General features: G+C 41.3%; 8 protein-coding genes. All 8 read left to right on the top strand.

Annotated features, from left to right (window positions below):
• Positions 1 to 8 precede the first annotated feature (8 nt).
• The 8 genes from CWC04_RS02280 to CWC04_RS02245 all read left to right on the top strand — a co-directional run bounded on the left by CWC04_RS02280 (position 9) and on the right by CWC04_RS02245 (position 20,329).
• On the top strand, positions 9 to 11,651 hold the full coding sequence (locus tag CWC04_RS02280) for an Ig-like domain-containing protein (protein WP_349304517.1): 11,643 nt from the start codon (positions 9 to 11) through the stop codon (positions 11,649 to 11,651).
• Positions 11,648 to 13,768 carry an ATP-binding cassette domain-containing protein gene (locus CWC04_RS02275; protein ID WP_138684502.1) on the top strand — a complete coding sequence of 707 codons (2,121 nt, stop codon included), beginning with the start codon at positions 11,648 to 11,650 and terminating at the stop codon, positions 13,766 to 13,768. The genes CWC04_RS02280 and CWC04_RS02275 overlap by 4 nt, the downstream gene beginning before the upstream one ends.
• Positions 13,768 to 15,075 (top strand): HlyD family type I secretion periplasmic adaptor subunit, encoded by a 1,308-nt coding sequence (locus CWC04_RS02270; protein WP_138684501.1) that lies wholly within the window; start codon positions 13,768 to 13,770, stop codon positions 15,073 to 15,075. Before CWC04_RS02275 ends, CWC04_RS02270 begins: the two co-directional genes overlap by 1 nt.
• 12 nt (positions 15,076 to 15,087) lie before the next feature.
• The gene (locus CWC04_RS02265) at positions 15,088 to 16,389 is read left to right on the top strand and encodes a TolC family outer membrane protein (protein ID WP_138684500.1); all 1,302 of its coding nucleotides are present in this window, start codon (positions 15,088 to 15,090) and stop codon (positions 16,387 to 16,389) included.
• Positions 16,390 to 16,391: 2 nt separating this feature from the next.
• Complete coding sequence (locus tag CWC04_RS02260; protein WP_138684499.1) at positions 16,392 to 16,970, top strand: OmpA family protein; 579 nt, start codon at positions 16,392 to 16,394, stop codon at positions 16,968 to 16,970.
• A 116-nt stretch (positions 16,971 to 17,086) separates the two neighbouring features.
• The gene (locus CWC04_RS02255) at positions 17,087 to 17,671 is read left to right on the top strand and encodes a YqaA family protein (protein WP_029772950.1); all 585 of its coding nucleotides are present in this window, start codon (positions 17,087 to 17,089) and stop codon (positions 17,669 to 17,671) included.
• Positions 17,672 to 17,903: 232 nt separating this feature from the next.
• Complete coding sequence (locus CWC04_RS02250; protein WP_138684498.1) at positions 17,904 to 18,809, top strand: GGDEF domain-containing protein; 906 nt, start codon at positions 17,904 to 17,906, stop codon at positions 18,807 to 18,809.
• Positions 18,810 to 18,967: 158 nt separating this feature from the next.
• Positions 18,968 to 20,329 (top strand): DUF4397 domain-containing protein, encoded by a 1,362-nt coding sequence (locus tag CWC04_RS02245; RefSeq protein ID WP_121637898.1) that lies wholly within the window; start codon positions 18,968 to 18,970, stop codon positions 20,327 to 20,329.
• Positions 20,330 to 20,411 lie beyond the last annotated feature (82 nt).

Raw genomic sequence — 20,411 nt, 5'->3', positions numbered from 1 at the left:
TCGGTTCTATTTACTGTATCGGCGAAAGTGCAGCCATTGTTGTGCGCGGAACAGTTAGCGATGTTGAAGATGGCCAAACAGTTACGGTTACTATTAGCGATGGTGTTAACCCACCGATTGAAGTGCAAGCCATTGTACAAAATGGTGAATACGTCACAGACTTGATTGATGCAAGCGCATTAAATGACGGCACGCTTACAGTTACATCAAGCGTATCAGATATCGCCGGAAATCCGGCCAATGCACAAGATACAGTTGAGCTTGATAATACCGCTTCGATAGATTTATCTTTACTTGATTCAGATCAGGTAATTAATAGTTCAGAGCAAGGCAATGTAGTTTTAACTGGTACAACTATTGATGTAGAGCAAGGGCAGCAAGTAACACTTACGCTTACCGACAGCAGTAATGTTTCCAAAGTAATAACTGTAAGTGTTAGCGAAGATGGAACGTGGGAAGTTACTACAGATCAAATAGCTGATTTAGCCGAAGGTCAAATTAACGCTGCTGTTTCGGTTACTGATTCAGCAGGAAATCCAGCCAATTCAGCCCTTACCTTTACAAAAGATACTCAAAGTAGTGTCACGTTAAACATTGCACAAACAGATGATGGTGTAATAAATGGCAGCACTGAAAACTCACAAATTACAATTACAGGCGACGTAGAAAATATCGAAAACGGCCAAGCTATTAGCGTAATAGTATCTGATGGGGTTAACCCAGATCTAGAGCTAAATGGTACCGTTATTGACGGCCAGTATAGTTTTGAAAATGTAGATATATCTAGTTTAAACAATGGCACGATTACAGCCACAGCCACAGTATCAGATTTAGCGGGTAACACAGCAAGTGCAAATGACAGCGTTATTTTGGACCAGTTGGCAAGTGTAACTGTAGCTATTAACGACACAGCTGATAACGTAATTAATGGTAACGATGAAAATACTGCAGTGAGCATTACCGGTAATGTAGCTAATATCGAAAATGGCCAAATTGTAACGGTTATAGTGAGCGATGCAAACAACAGCGAAACCTTTACTGCAGAGGTTATTGATGGTGCTTATACAATTACTAATGCAGATTTATCAGCACTTAATGATGGGACATTAACTGCTACTGCAAGCGTAACAGATATTGCGGGAAATACCGCAACCAGCAGTGATACTGCAGAGCATGACAAACTAGCAAGTACCACAGTTGCTGTTGCAACATCAGATGAGGTGGTGAATGCCGCAGAGCAAAGCAGTGTAGTAATTAGTGGTACCGTTACTGACGTTGAAGCTACGCGAGAAGTTACCATTACATTTAGTGACGGTATAAATCTAGTTACAACTACGGTTGACGTAGATAGTGATGGTAATTGGCAAATAAACCCAAGCGATATAAGTGCTCTTGCAGATGGTGAAATTGAAGTAAGCGTTAGTGTTTTTGATAATGCAGGAAACGAAGCTGTTAACAGTACGGCTTTTACTAAAGACACTAAAGCAACAACCACACTTGACCTTGCTGATGATGTGATAAATGCAGCCGAAGATGAGGCTGTTGCAATAAGTGGTACGGTAACGGACGTAGAAACAACTAGCAATGTAACGGTTACCTTTACTGATCAAAATGGTAATACAGAAGTAATTGAAAATATTCCGCTTGATAGCAATGGTAACTGGTCTATTTTAGCTGCCGATATTAGTGCATTAGCTGATGGTGAAATAACAGCAAGCGTGAGCGTATTTGATAATGCAGGCAATGAAGCCGTCAATAGTGCTCTATTTACCAAAGATACCCAAGCAACTACCTCGTTTGAGCTTAACGACACACTCATCAATGCGGCTGAAGATGAAACGGTTGCATTAAGTGGCAAAGTTGATGATGTTGAATCTACAAATCGAGTTACGGTTACCTTTACCGATAGTAACGCAAATGTAGTGACTGTTGAAAATATTGAGCTTGATAATGAAGGGAATTGGCAGGTTACAGCCGCGGATATTAGTGAATTAGCTGACGGTGAAGTAACAGCCTGTGTTAGTGTATTTGACAATGCAGGTAACGAAGCACTAAACAGTGCAACACTGGTAAAAGATACCCAAGCAACGATCAGCGTGAATGTAGGCGATGACGCTTTTATTAATGCACAAGAGCAAGCTACAGCAAAAGTTGCAGGCACAATAAGTGGCGTAGAGGCTGGGCAAGACGTTGATGTTGTATTAAGAGATAGTAATGGTGATGAACTGCTATCAGCCACAGTTACAATTGATGAGCAAGGTAACTGGGAGCTAGATAGCCCAATTTTACGCTTTTTATCAGATGGTGATTACACCGTTGATGTAACGACACAAGATATAGCGGGCAACGAGGCAACAAACAGCCTTGATTTCACAAAAGATACGCAAGCCAGTACAACGCTCGTGCTAGAAGACTCAGTAATAAACGCAGCAGAAGATGAAGCGGTAAGCGTAAGTGGTGTGGTTGATGATGTAGAGTCAACCAACAGCATAACGGTTACCTTTACGGATAAAGATGATAAAGAAGTCACTGTTGAAAACGTAACAATTAATGCAGACGGCACGTGGCAAGTGAGCGACGAAGATATAAGCTCACTTGCAGATGGCGACGTTACAGTAAGTGTGAGTGTATTTGATAACGCAGGTAACGAAGCGGTAAATACAGCCACGTTGACAAAAGATACGGTTGCGAATGTAACGGTAGATATTGTTGATACAGACGATGGCGTTATTAATGGCAATGGTGAAAATACCAACGTTACTATAAACGGCACTGCCGTAGGCGTAGAAAATGGGCAAACGGTCACCGTAGTAGTGAGTGATGGCACAAACAGTGAAACCTTCAGCGCAATAGTAACTGATGAAGCCTACACAATCACAGGTGCAGACGTATCAGCACTTAACAACGGCACCTTAACAGCCACAGCCACAGTGAGTGACATTGCAGGTAACATAGCTAGCGATACAGACACCGCAACTCACGATAAAACAGCCGTTACTAGCATAGAAGTAGCGACGGGCGATGACACAGTTATAAATACTGCAGAGCAAGAAAACGTAGTAGTAAGCGGTGTAATAGAAGAAGCAGATACAAGCCAAACTGCCACGGTTGTCTTTACCGATGTGAACGGAGACAAAGTTACTGTTGAAAACGTAGCTATTGATGCAGATGGTGAATGGCAAATAGCGGCTACGGATATTTCAACGCTAGCAGATGGTGAAATTACAGCAAGTGTTAGCGCATTAGATGTTGAAGGCAATTTAGCCACAAACGAAACCAGCTTTACTAAAGACACCACAGTTGCCGTAACGGTAGATATAAACGATACGAGCGACAACGTAATAAACGGCAATGGTGAAAACGTAAGCGTTGAAATTACAGGAACTACAACCGGCGTTGAAGATAACCAAACAGTCACGGTGGTTGTAAAGGATGCAGCGGGTAATGAGCGCAGCTTTGAAGCGACGGTTATTAATAATGCCTACACGATTACCGGTGCTGATTTATCAGGGCTAGATGACGGTACATTAACAGCCACAGCCACCGTAAGTGATGTTGCAGGCAATACCGCAACCGATACAGACACAGCCATTCACGATAAAACCGCAGCAACCACCATTGAAATGGCAGCAGGCGATGACGTTGTTAATACTGATGAGCAGGGTAATGTTGTAGTAAGCGGTGTAATAGAAGAGGCTGATGAAAATCAAACCGCCACGGTGGTCTTTACCGATGTAAATGGTGACAAAGTCACAGTCGAAAATGTAGTTATTAATGCCGCGGGTGAGTGGGTAATTAATGCCACTGATATATCAGAACTTGCTGATGGAGAGATTACCGCAGAAGTGAGCGCACTTGATATTGAGGGCAATTTAGCGACTAATTCAACAACTTTCACTAAAGACACCACCATTAATATTGATATTGATACTGGTGAAAGCGGCATTAACAGTAGATCATTTAAAGACGGTGAAGTAACCACGTTAAATGGTACAACCGATGCTGAACCAGGTTCTATCGTTACACTTACGATTTTTGATGGCACTACTAGTGAAATAGTGACTGCAGCAGTAGCAAATGGTGGAATTTGGACTGTTAACGGTATAGATGTATCTGAGCTTGATGATACACAGTCGTGGACTATTACAGCAACCGTTACCGATTCTGCAGGAAACACAGCGCAAGATATCGCACCCACATTAGATGCGCTTGATAGCCAAACATTAAACGAAAGTAATACTGCAAATGGCGGCACAAGCTCAGCGACTAGTTCAATAGAAATAGATAACGCTGACCTTACATTAAGTACAAACCAATCTGGCCTTGAAGGCTTAACGGTAGACGGCAGCCCTGTTTCGGTTACCTTAGCAAATGATGGTTTATCGTTAGAAGTTAAAGACTCTCAAGGCAACTTAGTGTTAAGTGTGGCGCTTGCTGGCGGTGAGCTTACTACCACGTTACACGCCCCCATTGATCATGAAAGTGAAAGTTTACTAACAGATATTTTTGTCGATGCGTTGCAAACAGATGCCGATGGCACAACCGAACTTGTCGTTGTACCAACATCCGTTACGATTACCGACTCAGCCCCACAAAGCAGTGACGACAGCTTTACAGTCACCGAAGCAGACACTGATGCCGGTAGAGTATCAACAGGTAGCTTAGTCACTAACGACAGTGTAGTAGAGGGCGAGCCAACCGTTACAAGCGTTACATTTAATGGCACTGACTATGTTGACATAACAGCCGATACACCTGCAATAATAGACACCGATGAAGGCACGTTAACGGTTAACAGTGATGGCACTTGGAGCTTTAACGCACTAGATAATCGTGATTCAACCCCTTCACCACAGTTTACTATTGAATACACAATAGCAGATCGCGACGGTGTAGGTAGCTCTACCAGTACAGCTACATTTACAGTACAAGATGGCAGTGCGGGCAGTTTTACTAACCAAGCAACCACCTACACTGAAAGTGACTACGGCGTTATTACCACGAATAACAAAAACTTTGATGTTGTGGCAGGCTCTGATGCATTAGTTGCCGATTCAATCACCTTTGATGACACTATTTCAAGTTTAGATTCGCTTAACTTAACAAGTTCAGGCTCTGCTATTACCTTTGTTTTAAGTGAAGACGGAAAAACAATTACAGGCTCAGCTAATGGCAGCGAAGTTATTCGCTTTAGCGTAAGTGCAACGCAAGATGCAAATGGCAAAGATTTAGATGCTAAGGTTCAAACAACAGTAAGCTTACCCCTTGATAACCCTAATGGAGAGAATATTGATTTTGCGCTTTCTATTAATGGGGAGGACAGTGATGGTACAGCAATCAGTGGTGCGGGTAATGTAACCATAACCGTTCAAGATGGCGGAGGGCCTCAGGTTGAAGATACCTCAGAAACACCTATTAGTATTGACGAAAGTGGTTTAGACCCCGCTAATAACACCACCGTATCTCAGCAAGGTACCGTGAGCACAACAGTTGGCAGTGACACAATAACATCGCTAGCATTCTCTAGTGATTCACAACCAAATTTAACTGCCGGTGGTGTCGCGCTTGTATACACTTTAAGTGATGATGGAAGAACGATAACGGCAAATACTGGCGAAGGTACAGAAACAATTTTTGTAGCGACGTTACCCGACATTAATGGCACGAGTAATCAAAACTTAACATACGAGTTTACGCTTTACCGTCCATTTGACAACACAATAGAAGGTACCGGCGTACCATTGCAAGTCGAAGTGATAGATAATGATGGGGACAGTAATACGACCACATTAAACATTACCGTTAATGATGGCGGGGCAGAGCATACTCAAAATGATATTACTTTAAATGTTTCTGAAACACCTAACAGCGTGGCTGACAATAACGAAGATGGAGATGGCCAAGCAAATACTGATACTGATACCTCATTTACAGTAACAGCAGGTCTTGATGATGTAGTGGACATGCAAGTTAGTATTACTGATGGGGCAGCGGTGCTTGATAGTAATGGTAATCAGCTAACGCAAACTACGCTCGATGAGAACGGTAATGCTGTCACCACAAATATTGTTTGGCAAGTTAATAGCGACGGTACCGCACAAGGTATTTTAGAAGGCACTTCAACCGAGGTCTTTAAAATCACTTTACCAGATGTGAATGTTGATGCACAAACCTCTGCCACCTATGCTATTTCATTCGAAATTTCAGGTGCAATAGATCACACAGGTGATACCACAGATGCACCGCAAATAGTGATTCCAGTGTACACAGAAGATACCGATGGTTCACAAGTTACAAGTAATGTTACGGTAACATTAAACGACGGTACCGACCCTGTAATAGCTAACTCAGCTACAAGTGTTGATGAAGCTAACCTTAGAGGTAATGACTCAATAACGGCAACAGGGCAAATTAGTGTTACCCAAGGCTCTGACGAGATTATTGAGATTAAGCTTGTAGATGACTTTATAACAACCTTTAACAACGAAGGTTACGTTACTGCAGATGGAAATAATGCAATTACATTAAACGATAAAAACGCTGATGGCTGGTATATCGCTACAGCAAATGGCGAAGATGTTTTACGCGTTAAATTTAATCCTGATGGCTCTTACACTTACGAGCAATTTACAGCAATAGAACATCCTGATGCTAACGGAGCCAATACGAAGGATATTAGTTTTGATGTAACAGCCGTTGATGCTGATGGCGATACAAATAACGCGTCAGTAACTATTTCAATAACAGATGATACACCAACAATTGATGCAAACCCTGTTGAAGTCAATTTAGTCGAGGGGCAAAGCACGACTATTGATTTATTAGATACAAACAGCAATGACTTTGTAGGCAATGATAATAACCCAGGCGCTGATGGTGCCAAACTGTCTTCATTTAATTACGGTGGTACTGAATATACTGCGTTTGATTCAGGCAGTGATACCAACGGTAGCTATAAAGAAGTGGCTCTGCAAGATGAAAATGGTAACGATACTCAAGGTACATTGAGAGTATACGAAAGTGGTAAAGTGGTATTTGATACATCTGCATTTGATCAAACAGCAAGTGTTGATTTTAATGAACAAATTACTTACAACGTCATAGATAACGATGGTGATGAAGTGACAGGTTCGATTATCGAACTGACCACTAGTGATGCTGAAGGTTCGATGAGCGTAACAGCACAAAATATCCGTGAAGATGCAACTGATGATAATGGCATTGTAAACTCAGCGCGTAGCCAAATCACAATAAGTATTGACCGGGGAGACATAGATCAAAACGAAACAGTGAGTGAAATTAGAATAGAAGTTGCCTCTTTACAAGGCGGTGAACTTTACCTCAATGACGCTTTAGCAACGGATAACGCTAACGTTTCGATTGTTGATGGCTACTATGTATTCACTGGCGATACGATTACAATTAACGCTGATGATACAGTGACAATAAGTGACTTATTTTTTCAACCTGCGCAAAATAGTTCAGATGAAACCCAATCTGTAACTGTAAATATAGAGGCGACAATTGGAATCGGCAGTGCCTCTAGAGAGTTGTCGGCTAGTGATACTCTTGCCGTTGAGTCAGTGGCCGACACCCCTGACTGGGATGACACAAACGATTACAGTTACACAACAGCAGAAGATACCGAAGCTACTATTAATATTGGCGCTTCACTGCAAGATACAGATGGATCAGAAACACTCACTTATATAATTAATAATATACAAGAGGGCTTAATTGTTAGTGCCGATGGCCGTGAACTATCAAACGGTGATGAAATAACCGCAGCAGAGGCGCAAAGCTTAACTGTAGTTGGCGAAGAGCACGTAGCAGGTACGTTTACATTTGATATTACTGCAGTTGCTACTGAAGCTGAAAATGATGATAGTGCATCATCAAACGCGCAAACGGTAACGGTTGAAATAACTCCTGTTGCTGATGAACCTCGCTTATTTGTGCGAAACCAAACCGTAGATGAAGATGCGCTCACCCCAGCTATCGATTTATTTAGTGGTTTACTTGTAGATGAAGATGGCTCAGAAACACTGCGTTTTGAAGTTGAATTACCAGAAGGTTTTGAGCTCGTAGATGAAAATGGAAATGTATTAACTCAAGATACAGATGGAAATTGGCTAGTAAGTGATACAGAGCTGCAAGCAGGGAACATATTTTTAAAACAAAAAGAAGATGCCAGCCGTGCAACCGATGCTACCTTCGATATTACGGTTACAGCTATTGCAACAGAAACCAGCACCGGTGAAGAAGCACGTACACAGCCAGATACTCTACAATTAACTGTTATAGGTAAAATAGATCCGCCAGAGCTAGATGAAGAAAATAGCAATGATAACTGGGCATTTGCAGAGGTAGATGAAAACAACTTTACGCTGCAAAACACCCAAGGTACGGAAGATACTAACCTACGTTTAGACTTTTTAATTGTGACCTCTGATGTGGATCAGTCAGAAGCAATTAGCTTAGTTATTTCTGATTTACCAGACTCGGTAATGCTAGTTGATGTAAACGGCGACCCAGCAGATTTACCAATTGTTGGTACTGATGCTAACGGCAAGCCAATGTACAGCTTAACGGCTGCAGAGATGGAAAATTACTATTTAGCGCCTGTTGATGACTTTAGTGGTGAAGTTAACTTTAATATTAAAGTAGTTCCAACAGAAGCTGATGGTGATACTAATGATTACAACATTGCTGTAACCACAAACTTTAACCCAACAATCGACAATAATACGCAAAGCCTAGCAACAACGTCTGAGGGTAATGAAGATACACGTATTGCACTTAACTTTAATCCCGATTTAATCGACAGTGATGGATCAGAAACAATAACAGGTGCCGTAATTACAGGCATACCAGCAAACACTACCTTGTATGTTGATGGCGACGAAGTGAGTGTAGGTAGCGGGTATGATTTAGCTGATTTAATTAATGACGAATACCCAACGCTTGAGGATGTTTTAGCCAGCGATAGAGTGCGTTTACTGCCTGATGAGGATTTCTCAGGCACGCTTACTGTTGATGTACTTTATACCGTGACCGATACATCTGATGTAGGCAGTGTGAGCGAAGACATTAGTAGTCAAGTTACAGTAACCGTAAACGGGCAAGTTGATACCCAAAGCAGTGCCGAGCGCGATAACAGTGGTGCTGTTACCCGCCTTGAAGCAACCGATGAAACAATAACGAGCTCAAGCAGAACAATGAGCTTATCAGGTGCTGTTAGCTTTACAGAAGAAGATATTGATGGCTCTGAGGTTATTACTCATATAGAAATAATACTCCCTGATGGCGTAAATATAGAGGTGATTCATCCAAATGGGGCGTACCCAGATGGCTCTGGCCGTTGGATTATACCTATTGATGCAGGTACAAGTGACACAGTACAAGATGTAATTAGTGACTTACTTGCTGATGTGACCTTAGAAGCGCAAAACTCTACGGGTGATATAGATGTTACTGTTAAAGCGCGCGTAGCCGATGGCAGTCACGCCGTATTATTAAGTGACAACTTTACTGTTAACTTTAGTGTAACAGGTGAAGGGAGCAGCTCAGAAGCTTCTGAAGTAGGGCAATTACAAATTTCGGTGGTTGATGCAGTAGAAGATGAGGTTGTTGATTTTACAGGCCATATTAATACCAGCTTGACTGATGATGAAAACGACACCGTGACTGTTTACATAAGCGCAGACAGCTTACCTGAAGGCCTTATTATTGAAGGTGACGGTGTTATCGCAATCCCTGGGGATGATGGTGAAGTTGCTGAGTATATTATTCCTGAAGAGTCGCTTGGCAACTTAAGCTTTACCAGTGCAGGCGATGACTACTCAGGGCAATTAATCATTCCGGTAACCATTATTGCAGTAGATGATGATAGTGGTGATGAGTATATTGATGACACTCAATCTTTAGAAATAGATGTAACCCCTGTCGCCGACGGTGGTGAGTTTAGCGCGGCTATTAACAAAATTAAAGAAGATAACCGCACCACAGCGCTTGGCTTAACGTTAGCATTAACCGATTTAAACCAAGTGGATGATGATTCAAACCCTCAGCAAAATGGGGGAGTTGAAAAGGTCGATTTCAGTCAGCCTATTACTATTACTTTACCGGACGGTGTGGGGCTATATGACCCTAATAATATGTTTACCGACAACGGCGATAACACATACACCTATAACGGGACAGAAGCAGAGTTTGCCGCTGCGCTTGCAGGTATTGGCGTTGAGCCAATTGAGGACCAATCAGGAACTGATATTGATATTCAAATAACGGCAACCATAGTTGATACCGCACAATTAAGTACAGGTACAGCTACAGCTACAACGCAAGTTACTAATACAATTAGTATTGCAGTAGAGGCGGTAACCGATGAAGCCGTATTAACAGTAGCAGATGCACAAGGGAGCGAAGATGCCGATATAGCATTAGCAGGCTTAAGCGCGCTTCTAAAAGATGATGACGGCTCTGAAACTATATCAATTACTATTTCGGGCGTACCAAAAGATGCCGTACTAAAAGACGCTGATGGTAATTTACTTGTTAATAACGGTAAAGACGGTGGCACCTTTAATGGTGAAGACACCACAAGCTGGACCGTAACTGCAGAGCAATTAGCTGGTTTAATTATTGTACCGCCGCTTGATTTTAGTGGTGAGTTTGAATTAACCCTAAATGCGCTAACACAAGACGAATCACCTGGTGAAATTGTACAAACCTCAGCCTCGTTTATGGTTGTAGTAAACCCAGAAGCCGACGCATTGGATTTTTCTAAGCAGCCGTTTGAAAGCTACGACGGGCAAGAAGATGACACTATAACTATTGACCTTGAAGCATTTAGTGAAGAGGCTGATGGCTCAGAGACAATTCAGTTAACGGTTAATATAGCAGCCGATTCGGACAGTAGTGCTCTTGAGTATATTGACGGCGAAGCGTTTATTACTATTGGGAGTGAAACTGTATTCTTTACCAGTGATGGTAATGGCGGCTTTAGCGCAACAATTACAAGCGATAGCAGTTCAATAGAAAACTTTGACTTTAATGCCGGTGGTCTTGCGTTTGGTACATTGAACATGAGTGTCGATGTAGCAACAGTTGATAGCGCAGAAATTAATGGCGAAACAGTAACAAGTGTGGGTGATACACAATCATCAGAGTTTATTATTGAGTTAGAGCCTCAAGCTGATGCGCCTGTATGGACTGCCGCAAATGATGTTACAAGTAATTCAACCAACAATATTGCCCTAAACTTAGATGCAGACTTGCAAAACCCTGCAGCAGATGAAACCGGCTATATTGAAATTACCGGCTTACCTGATGGATACAGCTTTAACTTTGGAGAAAAAGTAGGTGATACGTGGACCGTTGATATTGCTGATATTGAAGCTCTCGAAATTATTGACGCCGATGCAGGTGATAGCTTCACGCTAACGCTCAATGCATTCGCTACACTCGATGGTGAAACGCAACAAGCGGCTACAGAGGAAGTGAATGTAACTATTTCTGAGTCGGCTACAAGTAACTCAGCGCGTACAGCAAGTGCCAGTGGTGCTGATTATAGTGAAATGTCTGGTAGTGGCGACACTGCACATGATGAGACTATTGCGAGTATGACTAGTGGTGATGAAAACGTATGAAGCTAATCCTTAACCGGGAACAAATGTTGGCACTCGGTAAGCATATTGCCGATGCCTTGCATTTGCGTCATCAAAGCGACAACTTGTTACTTGGTTTACCAAGTAATGAGTTTTCGGCGCATCATTTAGAGCAAGCATTAAGTAACATTAACGTAAGTGCTCAACTACAAACTACGCCTAAACATTATGCTTATCCCGCTTTGGTACTCGATAAAGATGGTTTTTTCTGGCTTTTTGAAAACAGCGGTAAAAGTTCGTTTAGCTCACAAGATGATGCAAATCCCAAGCAGTTAACAGACATAGATATAGAGCTTATATGGTACTTATCGCACGATAATGTAACCGATGAGCGCTCTGAAAAACTCCACACCCGTATTCCAAGCTGGCTAAGGCCTGCGTGGGATCAGGTAAAGCCATTTTATAACTCATTATTATTGGCCTCACTAACTGTGAATTTGCTCGCTTTAGTGGTGCCATTGTTTACCATGAATGTGTATGACCGTGTTGTGCCAAATGCAGCTATGGATACGTTATGGGTGTTAGCAACGGGTGCAACAATAGCGATTGTATTTGACTGGCTTTTAAAACAAGCGCGAGGGCATTTGACTGATGCCGCAGGCAGGCAAATAGATTTACGTATTAGCAGTATGTTGTACGCTAAAGTACTCGGTATGAGGCTAGAGCAGCGCCCAGCTTCTTCTGGTGCTTATGCAAAGCAAGTACAAGATTTTGATAGCGTGAGGGAATTTATCACCTCTGCAACCTTGGTCTCTGTTATTGATTTACCCTTTACCTTATTGTTTTTAGCTTTAATTTTTTGGCTTGGGGGATTAATTGTACTTATTCCTGTAGCCGTGCTTAGTATTGTTATTATTACAAGTGTTGTACTCCAAGCTAGATTAAATGAAAGCGTAGAGCAGGCATCTAAGCTATCTACCCAGCGTCAAGCGTATCTAATTGAAAATTTAAACCAACTTGTTGAGCTTAAGCAAATGAATGGCCAAGCAGGGGCACAACAAAAGCTTGAGCAAACACTCGCACAAATGGTTGATTGGCAAAATAAATCACGTCACAGTGCAACAACTCTAACGCATACCGTTTCTAGCCTCAGCCAATTTACCAGTATTGGATTAATCGTTTTAGGTGTGTACTTAATTAGTAATGGCGATATTAGTATGGGCGCACTGATTGCTATTGTTATGTTAAGTGGGCGTGCATCAGGGTCAATATCATCGTTGGCTGGGCTTGTTTTAAAGTACAAGCAAACTCAAACGGCTATTGAGTCCGTCAAAAATATAATGGCGTTAGAGCAAGAGCAGCAAAGCGGCGAAAGTACCATTGATGCAACGTTAAGCGGCAATATTACAGCTCGTTATTTAAGTTTTCAATATCATGAGCAAGAGCTCGAAGCTATTCATAATATTAATTTTGAAATAAAGCCAGGTGAAAAAATAGGCTTATATGGACGAGCAGGGTCAGGTAAGTCAACCTTGTTAGCAATTATTGCTGGCCAGTTCCGAGCAACCTCTGGGCAGCTTTTAATAGACGATATAGATATAAAGCATTGGTCTTTGAGTGCACTGCGCAGACAAAGTGGCTGGGTAGCACAAAGCCCAAGCCTATTTTACGGCACCGTGCTTGAAAATATCACATTAGGTGCTCAAAACATAAACCCGGCTGAACTCACCAAAGCGCTTGTTCAATCTGGCGTAAGCCGCTTTATAGATCGTTTAGAATCGGGGCTTGAAACCCAAGTGGGCGAATTTGGCCGATTTTTATCTGGCGGCCAACGCCAAGCTGTTTGTATTGCACGAGCGCTACTACAAAGTAATAACGCCTTACTTCTGTTAGATGAGCCTTCTTCAGCTATGGATGAAGGGCACGAAAAACTATTAATAAAAACCCTAAAAGAGCGCACCGAAACTGTGGTTATTTCTAGCCACCGTAAAGAAATGCTCTCAATTTGCGACAGAATTTTTGTTATAGACCATGGCCGATTAAAAAGTATAGAAACCCCAAAATCATTATTTAGCGAAAAAGTATCGGGCGGCGTAAAACTGGTGAGTAAAAAAGTAACGCGAGTAAGTAATGCCAATATTGGGAGTGGGTCTAAATAATGGCTGATTTATATATGGGGCAGCTGCAAGCTGCAAAGCAAGCTAAGCGGTTGGTTATTATTGTTTTTATTTTACTGTTTTCAGTCGTTTTGTGGGCCAAGTTTGCTAAGCTAGAAGAAGTGATTATAGGACAAGGCACCGTTATTCCTGTTCAGCGTGTACAAACAATAGAAAACCTCGACGGTGGCATATTAAAAGAGGTGCTCGTACAAGAGGGGCAATTAGTTGAAGTGGGCGATCCTCTGCTTTTAATTGATGAAACCCGCTTTGCCGCAGCATTTGCTGAATCAAGCCAAGAGCGTGAGTCTTTACTTGCTAGGCATAACCGACTCTTTACTGAGCTCAAAAGTGTGACATTAGACGAGCAAAGTAGTTTTGGTGCCACGATTAAACGTTTAGAAATTCCGCGTAAAGGCGTGTCGCCAGAGGTATATAGGCAAGCCTATAACACTTACACATCTCGTTTAACTCAGCTCGAGTCACAATTACAGCAGCGTACGCAAAGCTTATTGCAACAAGAGCAGGCAAGTAATGAACAACTGGCTAATATTTCAGCGTTAAAGCAAAGCTTAAAGCTTACGAGCAGAGAGGTAGAGTTAACGCAAAGTGCAGTAGATGCCGGAGCAGTTGCTGAAATGGAACTGGTTAAATTACAGCGCGATGAAATCGCAATGAAAGGTGAACTAAACCAAGCTACGGCACTGTTACAGCAGCTTAGAGCAGCTAAAAGCCAAGTGCTTGAAGAGCGTAAAGCTATTGTATTTGATTATTTAGCCGATACGCAGAACCAGCTAGATGAAGTGAGTAATGAGCTGGCTAAAATTTTGCAAAGCAGTAAAGCACTCGAAGACAGATTATTAAAAGCACAAGTGAGAGCGCCAGTAAGAGGGACTGTTAAAAATATAGTCTCGCGTTCTATCGGCAGTGTCATCGACCCTGGTGAAGTTATGATGGAAATTGTGCCGCAAAATGATCAGCTTTTAATTGATACCAAAGTACAGCCAAAAGATATTGGCTTTATCAGAGTGGGCATGCCTGCCAAAGTAAAATTTACTGCATATGATTTTGTGATTTATGGCGGATTGGAAGGCGAGGTTACTTATATCAGCGCCGATGCTCAATATTTAGAAGACGGCACCGCTTATTACCAAGCTTTTATAAAAACCACCGTAAGTCAGATTGCTCAGCAGCCTATCATACCGGGTATGCAAACTCAGGTAGATATAATTACTGGGAAAAAAACTGTTTTAGATTACTGGTTAAAACCTTTGCTAAGAGCAAAGGCAAATGCCATGCGTGAACCATAATAGGAATATTAAATGCGAATTATAGGATTACTCTCTGTTTTAGCTTTAACACCAGGGTATGCAAGTGCTCTTACATTAGAGCAGTCGGTAGCAGAAACATTAAATACAAACCCTCGCTTAATGCAAAAGTATGCGAGCTTTGAAGCTAAGTATCGTGATAAACGCAGTGCATTTAGTGAGTACTTACCACAAATACGGTTATATGCGGCCTATGGCTATGAGCATGTGAATTATAAATCGGGCAGCGAATTTGACACAGAATTAGACCGCCGAGAATTGGGCTTAAAAATTACACAAATGCTGTTTGATGGTTTTAGCACTTCTTCTGAGGTGGCTAGATTAGATAACGAAGCACGCGCCGATCAACTCGGTTTGATCTCTGAGGCAGAAAATATCAGCCTTGAAGTTGTTCAAGTCTATTTAGATTTATTAAAAGCAATTGAATTAATTGAATTGTCTGAAAAAAATATCGAAATACATAAAAAGATTTTAAGTGATATTGAGCAGCGCCACCAACGTGGTTTATCAAGTGATGCCGATGTAGCTCAAGTGCAATCACGTTTAGCAACATCGCAGTCTGGTTATCTAGCAGCTAAAAATAATTTATTAGACATACAAGCAAATTATTATGATTTAGTAGGCAAGTATCCTGAGGATCTCGTTATCCCTAAAGCGGATGCACATTACCTACCTGACTCTTTAGAAGAGGCGATGAGAATTGCAAAAAGCGCCCACCCTGAGATTGCTGCCGCTATTTACGATATTCAAGCTGCTGATAAACAAATACAAAGAGAGAAAAGTGGGTATTGGCCTAAAGTGAGTTTAGAGTTAGATGTAGCTGATAACCGAGATATATCAGGATCGCCTGGTCGAGATGACAATGGCAGAATAATGCTAACCATGAGTTACGACTTATACAGTGGCGGTAAAACTAATGCTGATACTGACGCCGCTAAATGGCGCTATCAAGAGGCTGTAGCAGTAAAAGACTCAACACATAGACAAGTAAAAGAAGCAACGAGCTTTGCGTGGAATGCGTATATATTTTTAGATGAGCAAAAAAAGTTTTACCAAGAAAACGTAGGGTATGCAGAAGTTGCACAAAGAGGCTACGAAAGACAATTTGGTTTGGGGCGTCGTTCATTATTAGATGTACTTGATTCGCAAATTGAATTATTCACAGCAAGAAGAAACTATATTGAATCAGCTTATGATCAACGTATTGCCAGCTACAGGTTGATCAATGCAACGGGTCGTTTAGTAAGTGCCTTAAAAGTAGATAAGCCAGACTCTTGGCAGCTTGGAGATAGATAATAATGAAAAAAATAGCTTTATTAAGTGCCGCTTTACTTTTAACAGCCTGTGCTACTGAGCCAGGTCCGTACGAGCAAAAATTACAGTCTAATGATTTGCTTGATCAAGACCAAGATGGGGTTATTAACGAGCGCGATAAATGTGCAGACACGCCCTTTAAAGCGGTAACAGATAACGACGGTTGCCCGCTTGAGGAAAACATAAGCACAACTCGTGGGGTGGTAATTAACTTTGAATTTGATAAGCATGCACTTACTACTGATGCAAAGCAAAAAGTAGCCGAGTTTGCTCGCTCTATTGAAAATTCACCACTACTGAGTGTTATTTTAATAGGCGATACCAGTAAAAAGGGCTCACTTGAATACAACCGAAAGCTAGCGTTAAAACGTATTGAAACGGTTAAATCAGCACTGCTTGCGCTTAATGTGAGCGAAGAGCAAATTTCGCAACAAACGTTTATCGAAACTAAAAAAATTCCGACAGAGCTACAAGGCCGAGAAACGCGTGTTATTGCTTTAGTTGAAGGTGAGCAGTCTAGCGTTATGCAAATGCAGTTTGACGTATATAACTCAACCATTTAAATAGCGCACAACAATGGATAATAGCCCGTTTTATAACGGGCTTTTTTATGCTTAAGCGTACCTTAATACTCTTACTATACACTGTGCTTACAATGGCAAATTATTAAGGGATTTACATGGCTATTCAAAAAAAACTAAAAGAAAAAACACGGCACTTTATAGATTCTAAACATATGCTAACAGGCATTACCGTAGCGTCGTTTTTAGAATCTACGATAGTCCCTATTCCGCTTGAAGCAGTGCTTGTGCCTCTTATGCAAGCACGTCGTGAAAAGCTTTGGTTAATAGCGCTTATGGCTACAGTTGGGTGCGTGATTGGTGCTTTATTTGGCTATGCGCTGGGTTATTACCTATTTGACGCTATAGGTGACTGGGTTATTGAAATGTTTTCAAGCCAAGAGCAATTTGAAAATGTTAAGCAGCAAATGCAAAGCCAAGGTTTTTGGTTTGTAATGACGCTGGGCATAGTGCCAATTCCGTTTCAAATTGCGATGCTTGCCGCTGGGGCTACGAAATACTCTATTGGTTTGTTTTTATTAGCCTCTGGTATTGCTCGTTCAATTCGCTATTTTAGTTTAGCTGTTGTTGTATATTACGCAGGTAATAAAGCCGAGCAAATAATCAGTAAACACAAAACTAAAGCGATGATTGCTATTACTATTTTAATATTAGCTTTATGGGGCCTTAGCACCTTAATATAGTTTTATACTTGGTTGGTATAGGTAAGTAAGCTGCTCAGCGAGACTGAAACTGTGTGGGCACATAATGCAAATATGGGTTTTTAGCTTTGCGTTGTATTTGAGCCTACATTGCTCAAGCTTTTGTATACAAGGTGGTGAAATAACCCAGCAAGTATAGGGTAAGGTAACCTTTTATAACGGTTTTTTCTGGTGTGCTATAGTTTGTTAATAACGCACTAAAAAGCGCCACCCTATGATTGAAACTGTAAAACTTACCGTTAGGCTGTCTAACTTTTATAAAATGAGTTGGATAAACAAGGCGGTAAGTATAGCGTTACTGCTCTACATTATTGTTTTCTCACTTTATGCTTTAAATACTTTCCCCCCTTTAGATGTGCAAAATAACGTGTACGGTTTTACTACCGACTTTTGCAACCTTGTTGTGCTTATATTTTTATTTTGGATAGTGCAGTGCTCTGAGCTTTCAAAACAAGCGTATGTGTTTTCTACATTGGGTTTATTGTTATGGAGTATGGGCACAACGGCCGATGTAATAGATGAATTAGTTGTGCAGCCCTATTGGATGAGTGTTTATTTTGAAGACTTATGCAGAACCATGGGAATGCTTTTTACCGCCTATGGCTTATTTAAAACCATGCGCTTTGTGCAAAGTATTCATAACCGTTTAGCGCGCGAACTAATTACTGATGACTTAACACAAGTACATAATAGGCGTTATTTTTATCGGCATGTTAAAACCGCCTCCGCCACGCCTTATGTGATTTTAATTGTTGATATTGATCATTTTAAGGCAATTAATGATGAGTTTGGACACGACGAAGGTGACTTAGTGCTCCAGCAGCTAGCCACTAAATACAATCATGTATTTGCTAATAACGCTAAATTTGCGCGCCTCGGTGGTGAGGAATTTGGTGGCTATTTACCCACCAGCAATATAAGCCAAGCGGCTGAATTTTGTCAGCAATTAATCAGCATCGCCCACAGTGTTAATGTTAAGCAGGCTAAGCACCTTAGTGTAAGTATTGGCATGGCGCTGCAAACCCCCAACGAGCCCCTTGATAAAGTAATGAAACGCGCAGACATGGCGTTGTATCTTGCTAAAAATAATGGCCGAGACAGATTTGAAATAGCCCCGTAAATCTTTTTTTGTAAAAATACGTCCTTATTATTTGCACATTTAATACACTTTTTTACGTTTTCGTAAAGAACTGTCAGCAAGGGTAATACTTTGTAAACTATGAAATTAAAATGCAGCACAGAAGTCATAATAGTGATTTTAATAATAAGGAAACTTTAATGACCAACTCTCTGTTGAAAGCTGCTTTACCTCTAAGTTTAATGTCTATTCTAGTTGGTTGTGGCGGCAGCGACGGCTCAAGTGATACAGGCTACGTACAATTATATAATGGCTCTTATAACAGCCCATATACGCGTTTATTTGTAGACGAAACTGAGCGCTCAGGCACTGATTTTGCTGATGTAACCACGCGTCATAATTACAGCACCGGCACTTACGATTTAAGCTTTGAATACTTAGATGCAAACGACAGCTACATTACAATTAGCGAACAAGAAGTATCAATCAAAGGTGACAAAACCGAACTAATTGTAATGAGCGGTAACTTTGACGAACCTACGTTCACAGAGCTAAGTGTGCCCATTTCAAGTGATACAGATGAGTTTAACTTAGGTTTTTACAATATCACCAGTGAAGACACTAGCTACGATATTTACCTAGCAACCGATGATGGCGTATTTGAAAGTGCTGAACTATTTACATCAACACAGTATTTGAGTGAGCTAGATTTACAAACCCTTGATGAGGGTTACTACACAATTTATATCACTGAGGCAGGTAGCACTGATGTAGTGTATGAGTCGGAGTCGGTTTATTTTTACGATGAAGAAAGCTACGTAGCCATGATCCGCCCAAGCTATGCAACAGAAGAAAACGGTATCACGCTCGATATTGTGACTGACAATAACTATGTTACAGCACTAAAGCACCAATCAGCGTTAGGCCAATTGCGCTTTATAAATACCGTTGATGATTACTCGCCAGTTAGCTTTAGCACGACCCGTGGTACCACAGTTAACGATACCAATACGGTAGCAAGCGATACCTACACCGATTACATTGAGCTTTCGCCAAATAGTTACAGCGTTGCAATGTACGACGAAGAGGGCACTAAGCTTGCCGATAACTTTTTAATGACCCTAGAGCGCGAGCAAAGTGCGGTAGGCGTTTTTTACAACGATGTCGATAATGGTTTACGCATGATGAGTGTTGAGGAAAACCTAACACCTAGCAGCTACAGCCATACTATTTCGGTTGTTAACCTAATTGAAAGCTACGCAGGGCAAACAGTAAGCGAAGTTGACGTGTACTTTACCTTAAATGGTGAAACTGTTGATGACGCCACCAATGTAATTGATGGCTTAGATAGATACGATCAAGAAGAAATTGATGTAGATGATGAAGCTTACACTGTGTATGCCGTATACGAAGATAACGGCCAACAAATAGTGTTAATTCAACAAAGCGATATAGATTTTACCGAAGAAGGTAACTATATCTTAATTTTAGAGCACGATGAGACAACCAGTTCAGGCTTTAAAATGAGTGTAACGCGCACAATTACAGACAGCGTAGAATAAGTAACATGTAACACGTTCTAGAAAGTAAAAGCCCTAAGCATTATTGTTTGGGGCTTTTTTTTGCCTAGCTGCAGCGTGATTT

The sequence above is a fragment of the Pseudoalteromonas sp. S2893 genome, assembly GCF_005887105.1.
GTDB classification, from domain to species: domain Bacteria; phylum Pseudomonadota; class Gammaproteobacteria; order Enterobacterales; family Alteromonadaceae; genus Pseudoalteromonas; species Pseudoalteromonas atlantica.
The sequence above is the reverse complement of the archived record's forward strand: the minus strand, read 5'-3'. Positions and strand labels throughout refer to the sequence as shown.